Genomic DNA, 13,803 nt, shown 5'->3' with positions numbered 1-13,803 from the left:
TTGATAAAATTTCCAAAAGATTTTCTTTGGGGAACTGCTACATCATCATACCAAATTGAAGGAGCTGTAAATGAAGATGGGAGGACTCCTTCCATATGGGATACATTTTCAAAGACAGAAGGGAAAACCTATAATGGCCACACAGGAGATGTAGCCTGTGACCATTACCACCGCTATAAGGAAGATGTAGAGATATTAAAAGAAATAGGAGTAAAAGCTTACAGATTTTCAATTGCATGGCCAAGAATTTTTCCTGAAGAAGGCAAATATAACCCTAAAGGAATGGACTTTTACAAGAGGCTAATAGATGAATTATTAAAAAAAGATATAATGCCAACCGCGACAATTTATCATTGGGATTTACCACAATGGGCGTATGACAAAGGAGGAGGCTGGCTAAATAGGGAAAGTATAAAATGGTATGTAGAATATGCCACGAAACTATTTGAAGAATTAGGGGATGTAATACCCTTATGGATAACCCATAACGAACCATGGTGTGCATCAATATTAAGCTATGGGATAGGAGAACATGCGCCAGGGCACAAAAATTACAGAGAAGCACTAATAGCAGCTCATCATATACTACTTTCCCATGGAGAAGCAGTAAAAGCCTTCAGAGAAATGAATATAAAAGGGAGTAAAATTGGTATAACACTAAACTTAACCCCTGCATATCCTGCCAGTGAAAAAGAAGAAGACAAATTAGCAGCCCAATATGCTGACGGATTTTCTAACAGATGGTTTTTAGATCCAATATTCAAAGGCAATTATCCAGAGGATATGATGGAATTATATAGTAAAATAATTGGAGAATTTGACTTTATAAAAGAAGGAGATTTAGAGACTATAAGTGTTCCGATAGATTTTCTTGGAGTTAACTATTATACTAGGAGTATTGTAAAATATGATGAAGATTCCATGCTAAAGGCAGAGAATGTGCCGGGGCCAGGTAAGAGGACGGAGATGGGATGGGAGATAAGCCCAGAGTCTTTGTATGACCTTTTAAAAAGGCTAGATAGAGAATATACAAAACTGCCTATGTATATCACAGAGAATGGAGCAGCATTTAAAGATGAAGTGACAGAGGATGGACGAGTACACGACGATGAAAGAATAGAATACATTAAAGAGCACTTAAAAGCAGCAGCAAAATTTATAGGAGAAGGAGGTAACTTAAAAGGATATTTCGTATGGTCGCTGATGGACAATTTTGAATGGGCCCATGGATATTCAAAAAGATTTGGGATAGTTTATGTGGATTATGAGACGCAAAAGAGAATATTAAAAGACAGTGCATTGTGGTATAAAGAGGTAATACAGAAAAATTCTATTGAGTAGTAAATGATAAAAAGCAAGAAGAGGCTGTTAAAAATTTGATTGTCAAACAGCCTCTTCTTCTTTTATTTACCTCTTCTTTAATGAAACGAGTCCCATTATTAAAAGCGAGACGAGAACTATACTTCCACCGGGGGATAAGTTTAAGTAAAAGGATAGAAATATTCCTGAAAAAACTGATATAAAGGAAAAGAGTATTGCATAAAATATTGTCTGTTTAAAGCTTTTGGCGATTCTTAAACTTGCGGCAGCCGGTATTACCATTAGGGCTGAGACTAAAAGCGCACCTACAATTCTCATGGCGAGGGCAACAGTTAAAGCTACTAGTATTGTAAAGAAGAAATTGATATAGCTTACGGGTATCCCTGAAATTTTTGCGGCTTCTTCATCGAAGGTGATGTACAATAACTCTTTGTACAGCAACATAATTGACGCCACTACAACGATACCGAGAGTTGAAATCAAAAGGACGTCAGTGTTTGTTACAGACACAATACTTCCAAACAGATAATTCATTATGTTGGCTGCGCCGCCACGAGATAAGCTCAAAAGAATTATGGCAATTGCCATTCCTGCAGACATTACTATGGCTATTGATATTTCTGAATACCTGAAATATGCCTTCCTCAGTCTTTCTATTCCAAAAGAAGCTAAAAGTACTACAATTATGGAACCTAATGTAGGATTTATTCCAAGTAAAATACCTGCTGCCACTCCTGCTAAAGCAACGTGAGAAAGGGTGTCTCCTATTTGTGAAAGCCGTCTTAGGACAAGAAAACTACCTGTTAAAGGTGCAATTATTGAAATAATGCTTCCGGCTATAAATGCTCTTCTCATAAATTCATAGGAAAAAATATCAATCATTTTTAACACTCCCATTGTGATGATGTTTTGTTATTTTTACTGGATATCCATATACTTCAGCTAATTCTCCTGCTGTAAGGTCGACGGCTTCACATTTTTCATTTATTTTACCTTCACTCATGCATATTATCCTTGATACTTTATCAGTAATTGCCCAAACGTCATGGGTTACCATTACTATAGTTATACCTTTTTCTTTATTTAATTTTTCAAGGATAGCGTATAAAGCCTTTTCAGACTTCGCATCAATTCCCGTTGTAGGCTCATCCAAAAAAAGTATTTCTGGTTTTACAACTAAAGAGCGAGCTATGAAGACCCTTTGTAGTTGTCCCCCTGATAATCTTCCTATTAGTCTGTGTTTATAATCCAACATGTCTACAATTCTTAAAGCTTCATATACTTCTTCCCAATCTTTTTTAGAAAGTCTTTTAAATATTCCTTTCTTTGCGTATAATCCCATTGATACTACTTCTTCTACACTGGCAGGAAAAGAGGCATTAAAGGAATAAGACTTTTGGGGTACATAACTTATAAAAGACCTACTTTTTATATTTTGCAGCTTTACTCCATCGTACAAAACTTCACCAGAAGTGGGAATGAGATTTCCTACCATAATGTTGACTAAAGTGCTTTTTCCGGACCCATTAGGTCCGATGATTGCAACAAATTCTCCTTTATTTATTTTTAAAGAGATATTATTTAATATTTTTTTAGTATCATAAGCAAAGCTGACATTCTTAAGTTCAATCAAATTCATTTTTATCACTCCAATGCTTTTTTTAAGTTTTCAAGATTGTCTTTCATTAAAGACATAAAGTCTGCCTTTTTCTTTACATCTTCTTGTGTTAAAGTACCTATAGTGTTAAGTTTTAAAACAGTGGCGCCACTTTCTTGGGCTATTGTTTCCATTGGTTTTGCGGCAGATAAGTTTTCAGCAAAGATGTATTTTATCTTTTCCTTTTTAATCAAGGCTACCAGCTCACTCATTCTGGCAGGAGTTGGCTCTGCTTCATCACTCATACCTACTAAGGCTTCTTGATTTAGCTCATAATCGCGTGCTACATAGGCAAAAGCACTGTGGAAAACTACAAAAGTTTTAAGTCTTGTTTTAGATAGCTCTTCTGTGTATTGTTTATCAAGATTTTCTAATTCTGTTTTTAGTTTTTGATAATTATTTTCGAAATAATTTTTGTTATTAGGGTCAATCTTTTGCAAAGCTTCATTTATATTTTTTGCCACAATTAAAGCCTCCTTTGGAGAAATCCACACATGGGGATTTATTGTATTACCTTTTGTGATAGGCTCTATCCCTTTTGAAACTTCAAAAAATTCAGCATGTGGAGCTGAAACCATGATTTTATTTATCCATGGGTCGTCTAAAGTAAGGCCTAAGTACAAAACAGCTTTTGCATTTGTTATTTCTGCTATTTCCTTTGCGGTAGGCTCCCAACCATGGGGGCTAACGTTAAAGGGTATTATGTTTTTTACTGTTACCTTATCTCCTCCTATTTTAGAAGCTAAATCGTAAATCGGATAAAAAGAAGCGTATACTAATGGTTTTGATGCTTCTGAAGTTTTTGAGCTACAAGCTGTTAAATTTAATACTAATGCAATAGTTAAAAGAGTGGTAATTACTACTTTTTTCATGTATTCCTTAACCTCCCGATGTTGATTATTCATTTAATGCTCTTTTTAAGTTTTCAAGATTTTGTTTCATTAGTGAAATATAATCTTCTTTTTCTTTACATCTTCTTTTGTAAGGCCTTCAATTGTATTAAGATGTAAGATTTGTACTCCTGTCTCTTTTGCTATAGTCTGTATAGGCTTTGGAGAAGTCAAGGGTTCTGTGAAAATGTATTTTATATTTTTACTTTTTATAAGATTTATAATTTCTGTCATTCTAGCAGGGCTTACCTCTGCTTCTTCATCTGAACCTACTAATGCTTCTTGCTTTAAGCCATAGTCTCTTGCTAAATAATCAAAAGCGCTGTGGTATACAATAAAGGTTTTGTGCTTTGCCTGTGAAAGAGTGTCAGTGTACTCTTTATTAAGAGTTTCTAATGTAATTTTTAAATTTTGATAATTTTTCTCAAAATAATCTTTATCATTAGGGAAACTTTTTTGCAAAGCCTCATGTATGTTCTTAGCCATTATCAAAGCTTCTTTTGGCGAAAGCCATATGTGAGGATTTGTTTGATTGCCTTCGACAATTGGAGTTATGCCTTTTGATACTTCATAAAATGTTACATTTGGAGCATTGGTTTTTATTTTGTCAATCCAAGAGTCCATTCCCAAACCTAAGTAAAGGATAGTTTTTGCCTTTGTCATTTCTGCCACGTCTTTTGTGGCAGGTTCCCAATCGTGGGGTTCGATTCCTGGCGGTATTATAGTTCTTACTGTTATTTTGTCACTACCAATTTTTGATGCAAGGTCATAAATTGGGTAAAAAGATGCATATACTACAGGTTTTGAAGATTCTACTGTTTTTGTGCCACAAGAGGTTATACCTAAAATTAAAGTCATGATAAGCAGTATAGCGATTAAAGTTTTTTCATAAATATTACCTCCTATAGTTAGTTTTTATTGCTCCTGCAATCTTTGCAATAACCAACGATTTCTATTTTGTGGTCTACAATTTCAAAGTCTTTTATCTGGTTTATCCAAAGTTCGAGAGGGCATATGTCTAGTTCAAAGATTTTGCCGCATTTTAAACATCTCATGGTATGACTGTGTATTTCTTTTCGCATTACATACATAATATTATTGCCAATTGTCGTTTCATTTAAAATATTTATATCTTTCAAAAGGCTTAAATTGCGATAAACTGTGTCAATACTTACTTGAGGAAAGACTTCTTTTACTTTTTCATAGATTTGTCTCACAGAAAGATACCCCTGCTGATTTAACATGATATCCAGTATTAATTCCCTTTGAGGAGTTAATTTGTAATTGTGCTCTTTTAATTTTTTATTGCCTCTTGCTTATGCATTTTAATCACAACCCTTTATTAAATAAGAAATATTTCTTAATTAAGATGATATTACAATTTAGCAAAAAAGTCAATAGGAAATTTGCATAAATTTAAATTAAATGTTAACTTTTACATATACTATTGAAATTTCAGAAAATGTTTTCTATAATAAAAAATAAGGTAAAATTTATTTGGAAAAAGGTGATAGGATGGAATATGCAAAAATATTAGAAGACGTAAGGAATAACATTGAAAAAGTGATAGTAGGGAAAAGAGAAGTAATTGATTTAATGCTTACAGCTTTAATATCTTCAGGACATATTCTTTTAGAGGATGTGCCAGGAGTTGGTAAAACTACTATTGCCAAAGCATTAGCTAAATCTATTAGTTGTGAGTTTAAGAGGGTGCAATTTACTCCCGATTTACTTCCTAGCGATTTGACAGGGATAAATGTTTACAATCAAAAACTCAATGAATTTGAGTTTAAAAAAGGCCCTTTGTTTACCAATATATTGTTAGCTGATGAGATAAATAGAGCGACACCCAGGACTCAGTCTAGCCTTCTTGAATGTATGGAAGAAAGGCAGGTAACTGTAGACGGTGTCACTTATCCTTTAGACAAACCCTTTTTTGTTATTGCTACGCAAAATCCTATAGAAAGTTACGGCACTTTTCCTCTTCCCGAGGCTCAAATAGATAGGTTTTTGATGAAAATAAAAATGGGATATCCCAAAAGAGAGGAAGAGCAGAGAATAATAGACCTTTTTGATAAAGGTAGTCCCTTAGAGAATATTCAGCCAGTTTGCAGCAAAGAGGATATAATAAAAATGCAAAAAGAGTATACCAATGTGTATGTGGAAAAAGATGTTGCCAATTATATTTTAGATATAATTGAAAGGACAAGAGAAGATAGGGAGATAGAATTGGGAGCAAGCCCAAGGGCTACATTGGCTTTTTATAAATCTTCTCAAGCTTATGCTTATATAAAAGGAAGAGACTTTGTGACACCAGACGATGTAAGGTATATTGCACCATTTGTGCTTTCTCACAGAATTATTTTAAAAGGGGTAGGTAAACTTAAAAATTTAAAGGCGGAAGATGTAGTGAAAAGAATCTTAGAAGAAGTTCCAATCCCTCTTTAAAAATAGAAATTAGGTGGTTTTGAAAATGAATGCTTTGTGGTTTATTCTTGTTGTGGCTTTTGTATTAGCCATGCAAGCTAATCTTTATAAAAAATACATTTTTAAGGATTTGAAAATAGAACGGAAATTTGAAAATCCAGCTATTTTTCCTGGAGAAAAGACAACGCTTAAGGTTACACTTGTAAATAAAAAAATTTTCCCTATTACTTATTTGAAGTTACAGCAAAAGATTCCTGTGGAACTTCAAATGGTAAAATCATCTATGGTGGAAAATAATGATAAAGTTAAGTATTTTCACACTACAGTGCTTTCTATGATGCCTTTTCAGAGGATTACAAGGAAATTTGAAATTGTAGGTATAAAAAGGGGAGTATACAATCTTTTTGACCCCGTTAAAGTTTTTTCTACCGATTTATTTGGCAGTGAGGAATATGAAAGTGAAATATTGGCTTATGCGAGACTGGTGGTTTATCCTAATCTAATAGATTTGAATAGTTCTTTTGTTGTGGCTGATTCTCTTCAAGGAGACGTGTTTGTAAGAAGATGGATAATAGAAGACCCTATTATGATAAGTGGAATCAGAGATTATACTCCTTCTGACAATTATAAAGACATAAATTGGAAAGCCACTGCCAAAAATCAGACATTAAAAGTGAATAAATATGATTATACAGCAGATAAAAAAATAATGATATTGTTTAACATTGATTTTCACAGGTATCTGTTTAAGACTATTGACCTACAAGAGTTTGAAAAGGCAGTGGAAGTAGCAGCTTCTTTATCAGTGGATTTATTAAAAAAAGGCATTCCTGTTGGATTTTCTACAAATGCTATCTGCCTTTTTGAGGGGGATTACAGTATTATAGAGCCTTCTGCAGGAGAATCTCAGATTTCAAAGCTTCTTGAGGTTTTTGCAGGTTTGTCTTTTTTTAAGAGATATGACCTTGAAGAAATTTTAAGGGTTATGACAAATCATTTGTCATGGGGCACAGATTTAGTGGTTGTAACGCCTTTTGTAGATGATAAAGTTGTAAATGCTCTTTCTGACATAGGAAATACAAAAATTTCAATTGTTTCAATAAAGCCTAATGAAATTGGTCATTTGCCAACAAATATTAAGTTATTCTTTTATAATGAAGAGGGGAAGCAACTTGAAACTGTGGGATAGAGAAAAGTTTGTGAGGACGTTTTTGACAGTTTTAGACGGCATGATGGTATTTTTAATTTACACCCTATTAAATGGGCTTTTTATTAGAGAAAAAGGTATTTCCTTTGGAATAATCCTTCTAGTTTCTTTAATAAGCGGGGTTTTTAACAATGCAGAAATTGAGATGAAAGAGAAAACTTATAAACAATTGAATTTAACTATAGGTGTTGTAATTAGCATTTTGTTGAGCGCAATAATTAGTGAAAATTATTATCAACTGGTGGCCATATTCATTGTGTTTTTGTATATTTGGTCAAGAGGAGTAAAAAACAGAGGAATCTTCGTTAATGATATGTTAAATGTGGAACAATTTTATAAGCAGTTAATAGGTCTATTTGTCATAAATATTGCGAACTATTTTATGCCTCCTGAAGATATATTGATAATCCCTAAATATAGCATTATTTATATTCTGCTCAGCATTTTTGTGCTTTTAGAAGTTAAAAATCTCAGATTCTCCGATAATAGGTCAAATAAAAGAGTTTCAACTTTTGAGTGGGCAGCAGTAAGCCTTATAATTTTAACTATGATTTTACTTTCTTCTCCTGCTGTGAGAGGATTTGTCTATCATTATTTGTATGAAGGCATTGTAAAAATTTTTGTTTATGGCGCTTCTTATTTAGCTTATGGTTTGTTTTTAATGTTGTCAAGGCTTTTTAGCCTGCTGCATATAGACGAAGAGTATTTTAAAAAGGCGATGGAGGAAGCCTTAAAACAAGATAATAGTAAGGAAAATATGTTTGAGGAGCAGATTCCTCAGGATTATGCTTGGCTTGTCCACATGATAAATGGAATAGCTACTTTATTAGCTGTTGTCATAATAATTGCTTTGATAGTATATATTGTAAAAGCAATAACAAAGCTACAAAAAGAAAAGCATGAAAGGGATTTTACAGAAGAAAAAGAGATTGATATAAAAATTGTGGATTTGCAAACATATAAAAAATTAAAAGGCATAAGCCAGAAAATAGCTGAAAATGTTCGAGAGCGAGTAAAAATTTATAGGGATTCGAGGGAAAGGGTAAGGTATTATTATAAAAGATTTTTAAAACACTTATACGAAAACAAAATTCTTGTAAAAGGCAACCATTCTAGTGAAGATGTTTATAAAAAAGTGGTGGAAGTTTTTCCTCTTGTGCATTCTGCAATGGAGGAAATTACAGCTCTTTACGAAAAAGTAAGATATGGAAATTATTATCCTCAATATGAGGAAGTAAAGGAATTTGAAATAAAGTTAAGAGAAATTATAAAAAATTTGAAACAAATTTAGATTTACTTTGTTGGAATAAATCGTATATAATAGTACTATAGAAAGTATTTAGAAAATAGTGAGAGGGGAATGGCAGTGAAAAATCCGCTAATTATTACATTGATTGTTTTGGCTGTAATAGCTGTATTAGTATTTGGGACAATTTATGGAACTTATAACCAATTAGTGGCGTTAGATGAAAATGTAAATAGTAAATGGAGTCAGATTGATAATCAGCTTCAAAGAAGGGCTGATTTAATTCCTAATTTAGTAGAGACTGTTAAAGGATATGCAGCACATGAAAAAGAGATTTTTGATAGTGTAAATAAAGCGAGAGAAAAACTTTTAAGTGCCAACACTGTTGCTGAAAAAGCAGCTTCAAATGATGAATTAAATACAGCATTGGGAAGGCTTCTTGCTATTGCAGAAAATTATCCTAATTTAAAAGCTGATGCAAATTTCAGGCAGTTAAGCGACGAACTAGCAGGAACTGAAAACAGAATAGCTGTAGCGAGAATGGATTATAACAATGCTGTTCAAGCTTATAACACCAAGATAAGGTCTTTTCCAACCTCTATCATCGCCAATATGTTTGGGTTTAAGGAAAGAGAGTATTTTAAAGCAGATGAAGCAGCAAAAACTGTGCCTAAAGTAGATTTTTCCAAATAAGCATTCCTGCAATAAATTAAAATAGCCTTTGCAAAAATGGTTAATATTTTACTTTGTCAAAATGTTGAAGCTGATGGGTGCATTTTAATCGGTGTGGCTGCAGGCTGTGCTTCGCGGCGCTACCTTATGCTGTAATTATAAAGGTGTCTTATAAACTCTTCGAACAGATTCGACTTGAACTTATCTTTATGATAAATAATGCTAAACTTCCTTTCAAACCTTATATTTTCAATGTCAACTTTTACGAGCCTACCGCCTCTTATCTCCTTTTTCACTGCCAGCCTGGATATGACCGAAACACCTATATTAGCTTCGACGGCCTTTTTTATGGCCTCCGTATTGTTAAGAACGTATTTTATTCTGTACCTCACGTTATTTCTCGCCATGGTCTCCTCAAAGATCTCCCTCGTCCCACTTCCCTTTTCTCGCATGATTATATCCTCATTTTCAATCTCTGCGGGGCTGATGCTTTTTTTCTCTGCCCACCTGTGGCTTTTTGAGCATACAAGATATAACTCATCATCTATATAGGGTGTTACAACAATGTCCCTTGAATGGACCGGACCTTCGACAATGCCAAGGTCTATAGAATTGTTAAATATCAGCTTTTCTATCTCTGCCGTGTTGCCAATCGTAAAGTAGACGTCGATACTGAACTTTTTCCTGAACTCGCCGATTATCTCCGGTAGCAGGTAAATTCCCACCGTTGTACTGGTTCCCACTCTCAGCCTTCCCATCCTCATGTTCTTCACATCATCAAGAGTACTCTCTGCTTCCTTGACAAGATTGAGTATCCGCTTTCCGTAACTATACAGGATTTCTCCAGCATACGTGAGACTGAGATTCCTACCTATCCTGTCAAAGAGTCTAACTTGGAGTTCTCCCTCCATCTGCGATATGGCCTGGCTGATAGCAGGTTGGGACATATAAAGTTTTTTTGCGGCAGCAGACATGCTCTTTAACTCGCAAACGGTTACGAAAATCTCTATATCCCTGAGGGTCACAACGATCACCTCATATAACCATAAAATTATCATTTTCATAATATCATAATACTTTACTAATGAAAAGATAAAAAACTCGGCATTCTTAAACTTTCTCAAGTCTTGTGTGTTGTTGGCCTTGTATAAATTATTATTATCATTGATATAACTATTTATTATTAGACTAAAATTTTTATGGGTGTTATACTTATATCAAAGTTAATTATTTAACGTTAATTATTTAACATAAAAATTTAAAAGAAAATTCTGAACATTCTGTTTGGACTTGAGGTACTGTTCCAGTTATTCAATCTGCCTTTTTTATTTGTCGAGTTCTAAGATTGATGGTTTTTGTCAATCTTTTTGTATCTGGATTATAAAGAATATCAAATGATGTATATTGAGGAGGAAGAAGATGAGTTATTGTGTAAACATTAAAAGGATGAATGAAATCTTAAAAGAATTGCAAAAAGAGTATAAGGTATATGCTCCTGTCCGCTTTGAAAAGCGTGGTCGTTATTCAGACACTGATTTGATTCGATATGCAGAAATTAACTCAATTGAGGATGTAGTCTACGATGAGAAATCAGATTTTTCACCAAAAGAAGTGATTTATCCGATTACCCAGGCGCTATTCTACTTTACCGAATATGAATATATGGAAAGCAAGGTAGATGACAAAAAGATTCTGATATTTGCACGCCCCTGTGATATAAATGGCTTTAGACGACTTGATACTATCTTTCTCAAAAACGGAGGAACAGAAGATATTTACTACAAGCGTTTACGGGAAAAAGTAAAGTTTATTTTAATGGAATGCAAAGAAGGAGGTTGGGATAGTTGTTTCTGCGTCTCAATGGGCTCCAATAAAACCGACGACTACAGTTTAGCAGTTAGATTTGGCGATGATAAGATATTGGTAGAAATAAAAGACGATGAATTTACCAATTTATTTGCCGATGAAAGAGAAGTAGAATTTACCCCTGAATTCGTTACCTCTAACCCGACAAAAGTTAACATCCCTGAAATTGATAGCCATGAATTATTAGAAAAAATTTACGATCTCGATATGTGGAAAAGTTATAATTCAAGATGTATAAGCTGTGGAGCCTGTACCGCTGTGTGCATAACCTGCAGCTGTTTTAACACATTAGACGTAATATACACAGAAAACGGAAAAGTTGGTGAGAGGAGAAGGGTTCAGGCTAGCTGTATGCACGAAGATTTCACGACAATGGCAGGTGGACTGAGTTTCAGGAAAACCGCGGGAGAGCGGATGAGATTCAGAACTCTGCATAAAATTTATGACTATAAACTTCGTTTCAAAGACGAGCACATGTGTGTAGGATGCGGGCGATGTGATGAAAGATGTCCTGAACTAATATCTTTTCCGGCTACCATTAATCGCCTGTATGATGAAGTGGAAAAACTCAAAAAAACGGAGACAACAAATAAAGATATAAGGTAAACAGCATCAATCGAGGAGGTAAAGTAAATGAGTGAAAATATAATGCTTCCAGTTCCCCATAAAATAATCGATATTATACACGAAACAGAAAATGAATATACTTTCAGAATAGAAACCAATGCAAAGGTAAAACATGGACAATTCTTTCAGGTGTCTTTACCTAAAATCGGAGAAGGCCCTATATCTGTAAGTTCGATGGGAGATAATTGGGTAGAACTCACCATACGGAAGGTAGGAAAACTTACCAATGAAATATTTAATTTAAAACCCGGTGATAAGATATTTATGCGAGGCCCTTATGGTAATTCATTCCCTGTAGATGATTTTAAGGGTAAGGATCTAGTTGTCATCGCCGGTGGAACTGGGGTTTCTCCTGTTAGAAGCCTTTTAAAGTATTTTTATGAACATCCAGATGAAATACACTCTCTGTATTTCATTGCGGGATTTAAGGACGAAAAGAGTATACTGTTCAAAGAGGATTTAAATAATTTTAGAAGCAGGTTTAACACAATTTATACTCTTGATAAAGATAAGATAGAAGGCTTTGAGGTCGGCCTTGTTACAGAACACATTAAGAAAATACCATTTGACAGCTTTGAAAATTACAATGTAGTAATTGTGGGTCCTCCTGTTATGATGCACTTTGCCGCTTTAGAATGTTTAAAGAACGGTGTAGCCGAAGATAAAATCTGGTTATCTTTTGAAAGGAAAATGTCTTGTGGCGTCGGCAAGTGTGGCCATTGCAAGATAAATGAGACATATGTTTGTCTGGAAGGGCCTGTCTTTAATTATACTAAAGCAAAAAATCTGTTGGATTAATCGGAGGGATAATTATATGAGTTACGATATAGATGTAAAAAAGGTTCGAAGAAATTGTTATCGTCAGTCAAAAGTGCGGGGGGAGTTCATGCTCCAGATACGCGTTCCCGGCGGTGTTATAGATGCTAAATATCTGTCATTTTTTCAGCATATTGCGGAAACTTGGGGAAACGGAGAATTTCACCTGGGAGTCAGACAGACAATTTCAATACCAGGGATCAAATATGAATATATAGATGAGGTTAACAAATATATAAGACCATATATCGAAGAAATTGAAGTAAATTTATGCGGCGTTGATATGGCAGTTGATGACAACGGGTATCCGACCATAGGAGCTCGTAATATAATGGCTTGCATAGGTAATCGTCATTGCATATATGCTAACATTGATACAACCGACCTGGCCAGAAAAATAGAAAAGATTATATTCCCCAGCGATTATCATATAAAATTAAATATATCAGGATGTCCTAACGACTGTGCTAAAGCTCACGTTAGTGATATCGGTATAATTGGTATTACAAAGCCGGAATACGATTATGAGCGCTGTATAGGGTGTAAAAAGTGTGTAGAAGCGTGTGCTCATCATGCAACGCGTGTTTTATCTGTAGAAAAAGGAAAAATCGTGAAAGATACCTGCTGCTGCGTCGGCTGTGGCGAATGCGTCCTAGTGTGTCCAACTGGTGCTTGGACCAGGAACCCTAAAAAATTCTACAGAGTATTGATCGGCGGCAGAACAGGAAAGCAAACACCTCGTATGGGAAAAATCTTTTTAAACTGGGTTACAGAAGATGTGGTTTTAGGTGTACTTAAAAACTGGGAGACATTTTCTGCTTATGTTATGAACAACAAACCTGAATACATCCATGGTGGACACCTTATTGACAGAGTGGGATATAACAAATTTAAAGAAATGATATTAAAAGATGTTAAACTAAACCCAGAAGCTATGGTGGCTGAAAGGGTATTATGGACAGAAACCGAATACAGGTCTAATTTTAATGTAAAACCCGTAACCCAACGTTAAGGTGGCATGGAATAGTGAGGAATCAAGACGTGCATAGGTGCACGAAAAGATCTAGAATAAGGC

At 34.5% G+C, this 13,803-nt stretch carries 12 protein-coding genes and 2 pseudogenes; 8 read left to right on the top strand and 6 right to left on the bottom strand.

The window, feature by feature from the left end:
* Positions 1-1,341 (top strand): GH1 family beta-glucosidase, encoded by a 1,341-nt coding sequence (locus THESIDRAFT1_RS01020; RefSeq protein WP_006569230.1) that lies wholly within the window; start codon positions 1-3, stop codon positions 1,339-1,341.
* Positions 1,342-1,407: 66 nt separating this feature from the next.
* On the opposite strand, the gene THESIDRAFT1_RS01015 is transcribed toward THESIDRAFT1_RS01020, so the two are convergent.
* From THESIDRAFT1_RS01015 to THESIDRAFT1_RS00995, 5 genes and pseudogenes are all read right to left on the bottom strand, one after another.
* A complete protein-coding gene (locus THESIDRAFT1_RS01015) occupies positions 1,408-2,202 on the bottom strand; it encodes a metal ABC transporter permease (protein ID WP_004399780.1) in 795 nt (264 codons plus the stop codon).
* Positions 2,195-2,959, bottom strand: a complete 765-nt coding sequence (locus THESIDRAFT1_RS01010; protein WP_006569229.1) for a metal ABC transporter ATP-binding protein — start codon at positions 2,957-2,959, stop codon at positions 2,195-2,197. Before THESIDRAFT1_RS01010 ends, THESIDRAFT1_RS01015 begins: the two co-directional genes overlap by 8 nt.
* Positions 2,960-2,964: 5 nt before the next feature.
* Complete coding sequence (locus THESIDRAFT1_RS01005; protein WP_006569228.1) at positions 2,965-3,849, bottom strand: metal ABC transporter solute-binding protein, Zn/Mn family; 885 nt, start codon at positions 3,847-3,849, stop codon at positions 2,965-2,967.
* A gap of 25 nt (positions 3,850-3,874) precedes the next feature.
* A pseudogene (locus THESIDRAFT1_RS01000) lies at positions 3,875-4,725 on the bottom strand (metal ABC transporter substrate-binding protein).
* Positions 4,726-4,775: 50 nt separating this feature from the next.
* Positions 4,776-5,191 (bottom strand): annotated as a pseudogene (locus tag THESIDRAFT1_RS00995) (Fur family transcriptional regulator).
* Positions 5,192-5,382: 191 nt separating this feature from the next.
* Between THESIDRAFT1_RS00995 and THESIDRAFT1_RS00990 the strand changes: the two are divergent.
* The 4 genes from THESIDRAFT1_RS00990 to THESIDRAFT1_RS00975 all read left to right on the top strand — a co-directional run bounded on the left by THESIDRAFT1_RS00990 (position 5,383) and on the right by THESIDRAFT1_RS00975 (position 9,440).
* Positions 5,383-6,315 (top strand): AAA family ATPase, encoded by a 933-nt coding sequence (locus THESIDRAFT1_RS00990; protein WP_006569226.1) that lies wholly within the window; start codon positions 5,383-5,385, stop codon positions 6,313-6,315.
* Between the two features lie 25 nt (positions 6,316-6,340).
* Positions 6,341-7,483 (top strand): DUF58 domain-containing protein, encoded by a 1,143-nt coding sequence (locus THESIDRAFT1_RS00985; RefSeq protein ID WP_003869864.1) that lies wholly within the window; start codon positions 6,341-6,343, stop codon positions 7,481-7,483.
* Entirely contained in the window at positions 7,467-8,792 is a 1,326-nt protein-coding gene (locus THESIDRAFT1_RS00980; protein ID WP_006569225.1) for a DUF4129 domain-containing protein, read from the top strand. Before THESIDRAFT1_RS00985 ends, THESIDRAFT1_RS00980 begins: the two co-directional genes overlap by 17 nt.
* Before the next feature lie 75 nt (positions 8,793-8,867).
* The gene (locus THESIDRAFT1_RS00975; protein WP_003867171.1) at positions 8,868-9,440 is read left to right on the top strand and encodes a LemA family protein; all 573 of its coding nucleotides are present in this window, start codon (positions 8,868-8,870) and stop codon (positions 9,438-9,440) included.
* A 119-nt stretch (positions 9,441-9,559) separates the two neighbouring features.
* Here THESIDRAFT1_RS00975 and THESIDRAFT1_RS00970 read toward each other — a convergent pair whose 3' ends face one another.
* The gene (locus THESIDRAFT1_RS00970; RefSeq protein WP_003869861.1) at positions 9,560-10,444 is read right to left on the bottom strand and encodes a selenium metabolism-associated LysR family transcriptional regulator; all 885 of its coding nucleotides are present in this window, start codon (positions 10,442-10,444) and stop codon (positions 9,560-9,562) included.
* Between the two features lie 394 nt (positions 10,445-10,838).
* Here THESIDRAFT1_RS00970 and asrA point away from each other — a divergent pair, with 394 nt between their 5' ends.
* Genes asrA through asrC form a run of 3 tightly spaced genes read left to right on the top strand, consistent with a single transcriptional unit; the run spans position 10,839 to position 13,740 of the window.
* Complete coding sequence (gene asrA, locus THESIDRAFT1_RS00965; RefSeq protein WP_006569224.1) at positions 10,839-11,891, top strand: anaerobic sulfite reductase subunit AsrA; 1,053 nt, start codon at positions 10,839-10,841, stop codon at positions 11,889-11,891.
* A gap of 27 nt (positions 11,892-11,918) precedes the next feature.
* Complete coding sequence (gene asrB, locus THESIDRAFT1_RS00960; RefSeq protein WP_003869858.1) at positions 11,919-12,710, top strand: anaerobic sulfite reductase subunit AsrB; 792 nt, start codon at positions 11,919-11,921, stop codon at positions 12,708-12,710.
* 16 nt (positions 12,711-12,726) lie between these two features.
* Positions 12,727-13,740, top strand: coding sequence for a sulfite reductase subunit C (asrC, locus tag THESIDRAFT1_RS00955; protein ID WP_004399788.1), 1,014 nt, complete (start codon positions 12,727-12,729; stop codon positions 13,738-13,740).
* Positions 13,741-13,803: the final 63 nt, after the last annotated feature.

Source organism: Thermoanaerobacter siderophilus SR4 (assembly GCF_000262445.1).
GTDB classification, from domain to species: Bacteria; Bacillota; Thermoanaerobacteria; order Thermoanaerobacterales; family Thermoanaerobacteraceae; genus Thermoanaerobacter; species Thermoanaerobacter ethanolicus.
Note: the sequence above shows the minus strand (reverse complement) of the source record. Positions and strands in the feature narration are given on the sequence as shown.

Excerpts from the sequence above, each read along its gene's own strand:
- THESIDRAFT1_RS01015 (WP_004399780.1), bottom strand. The coding sequence starts at position 2,202 with ATGATTGATATTTTTTCCTATGAATTTATGAGAAGAGCATTTATAGCC.
- THESIDRAFT1_RS01010 (WP_006569229.1), bottom strand. The coding sequence starts at position 2,959 with ATGAATTTGATTGAACTTAAGAATGTCAGCTTTGCTTATGATACTAAA.
- THESIDRAFT1_RS01005 (WP_006569228.1), bottom strand. The coding sequence starts at position 3,849 with ATGAAAAAAGTAGTAATTACCACTCTTTTAACTATTGCATTAGTATTA.
- THESIDRAFT1_RS00990 (WP_006569226.1), top strand. The coding sequence starts at position 5,383 with ATGGAATATGCAAAAATATTAGAAGACGTAAGGAATAACATTGAAAAA.
- THESIDRAFT1_RS00985 (WP_003869864.1), top strand. The coding sequence starts at position 6,341 with ATGAATGCTTTGTGGTTTATTCTTGTTGTGGCTTTTGTATTAGCCATG.
- asrA (WP_006569224.1), top strand. The coding sequence starts at position 10,839 with ATGAGTTATTGTGTAAACATTAAAAGGATGAATGAAATCTTAAAAGAA.
- asrB (WP_003869858.1), top strand. The coding sequence starts at position 11,919 with ATGAGTGAAAATATAATGCTTCCAGTTCCCCATAAAATAATCGATATT.
- asrC (WP_004399788.1), top strand. The coding sequence starts at position 12,727 with ATGAGTTACGATATAGATGTAAAAAAGGTTCGAAGAAATTGTTATCGT.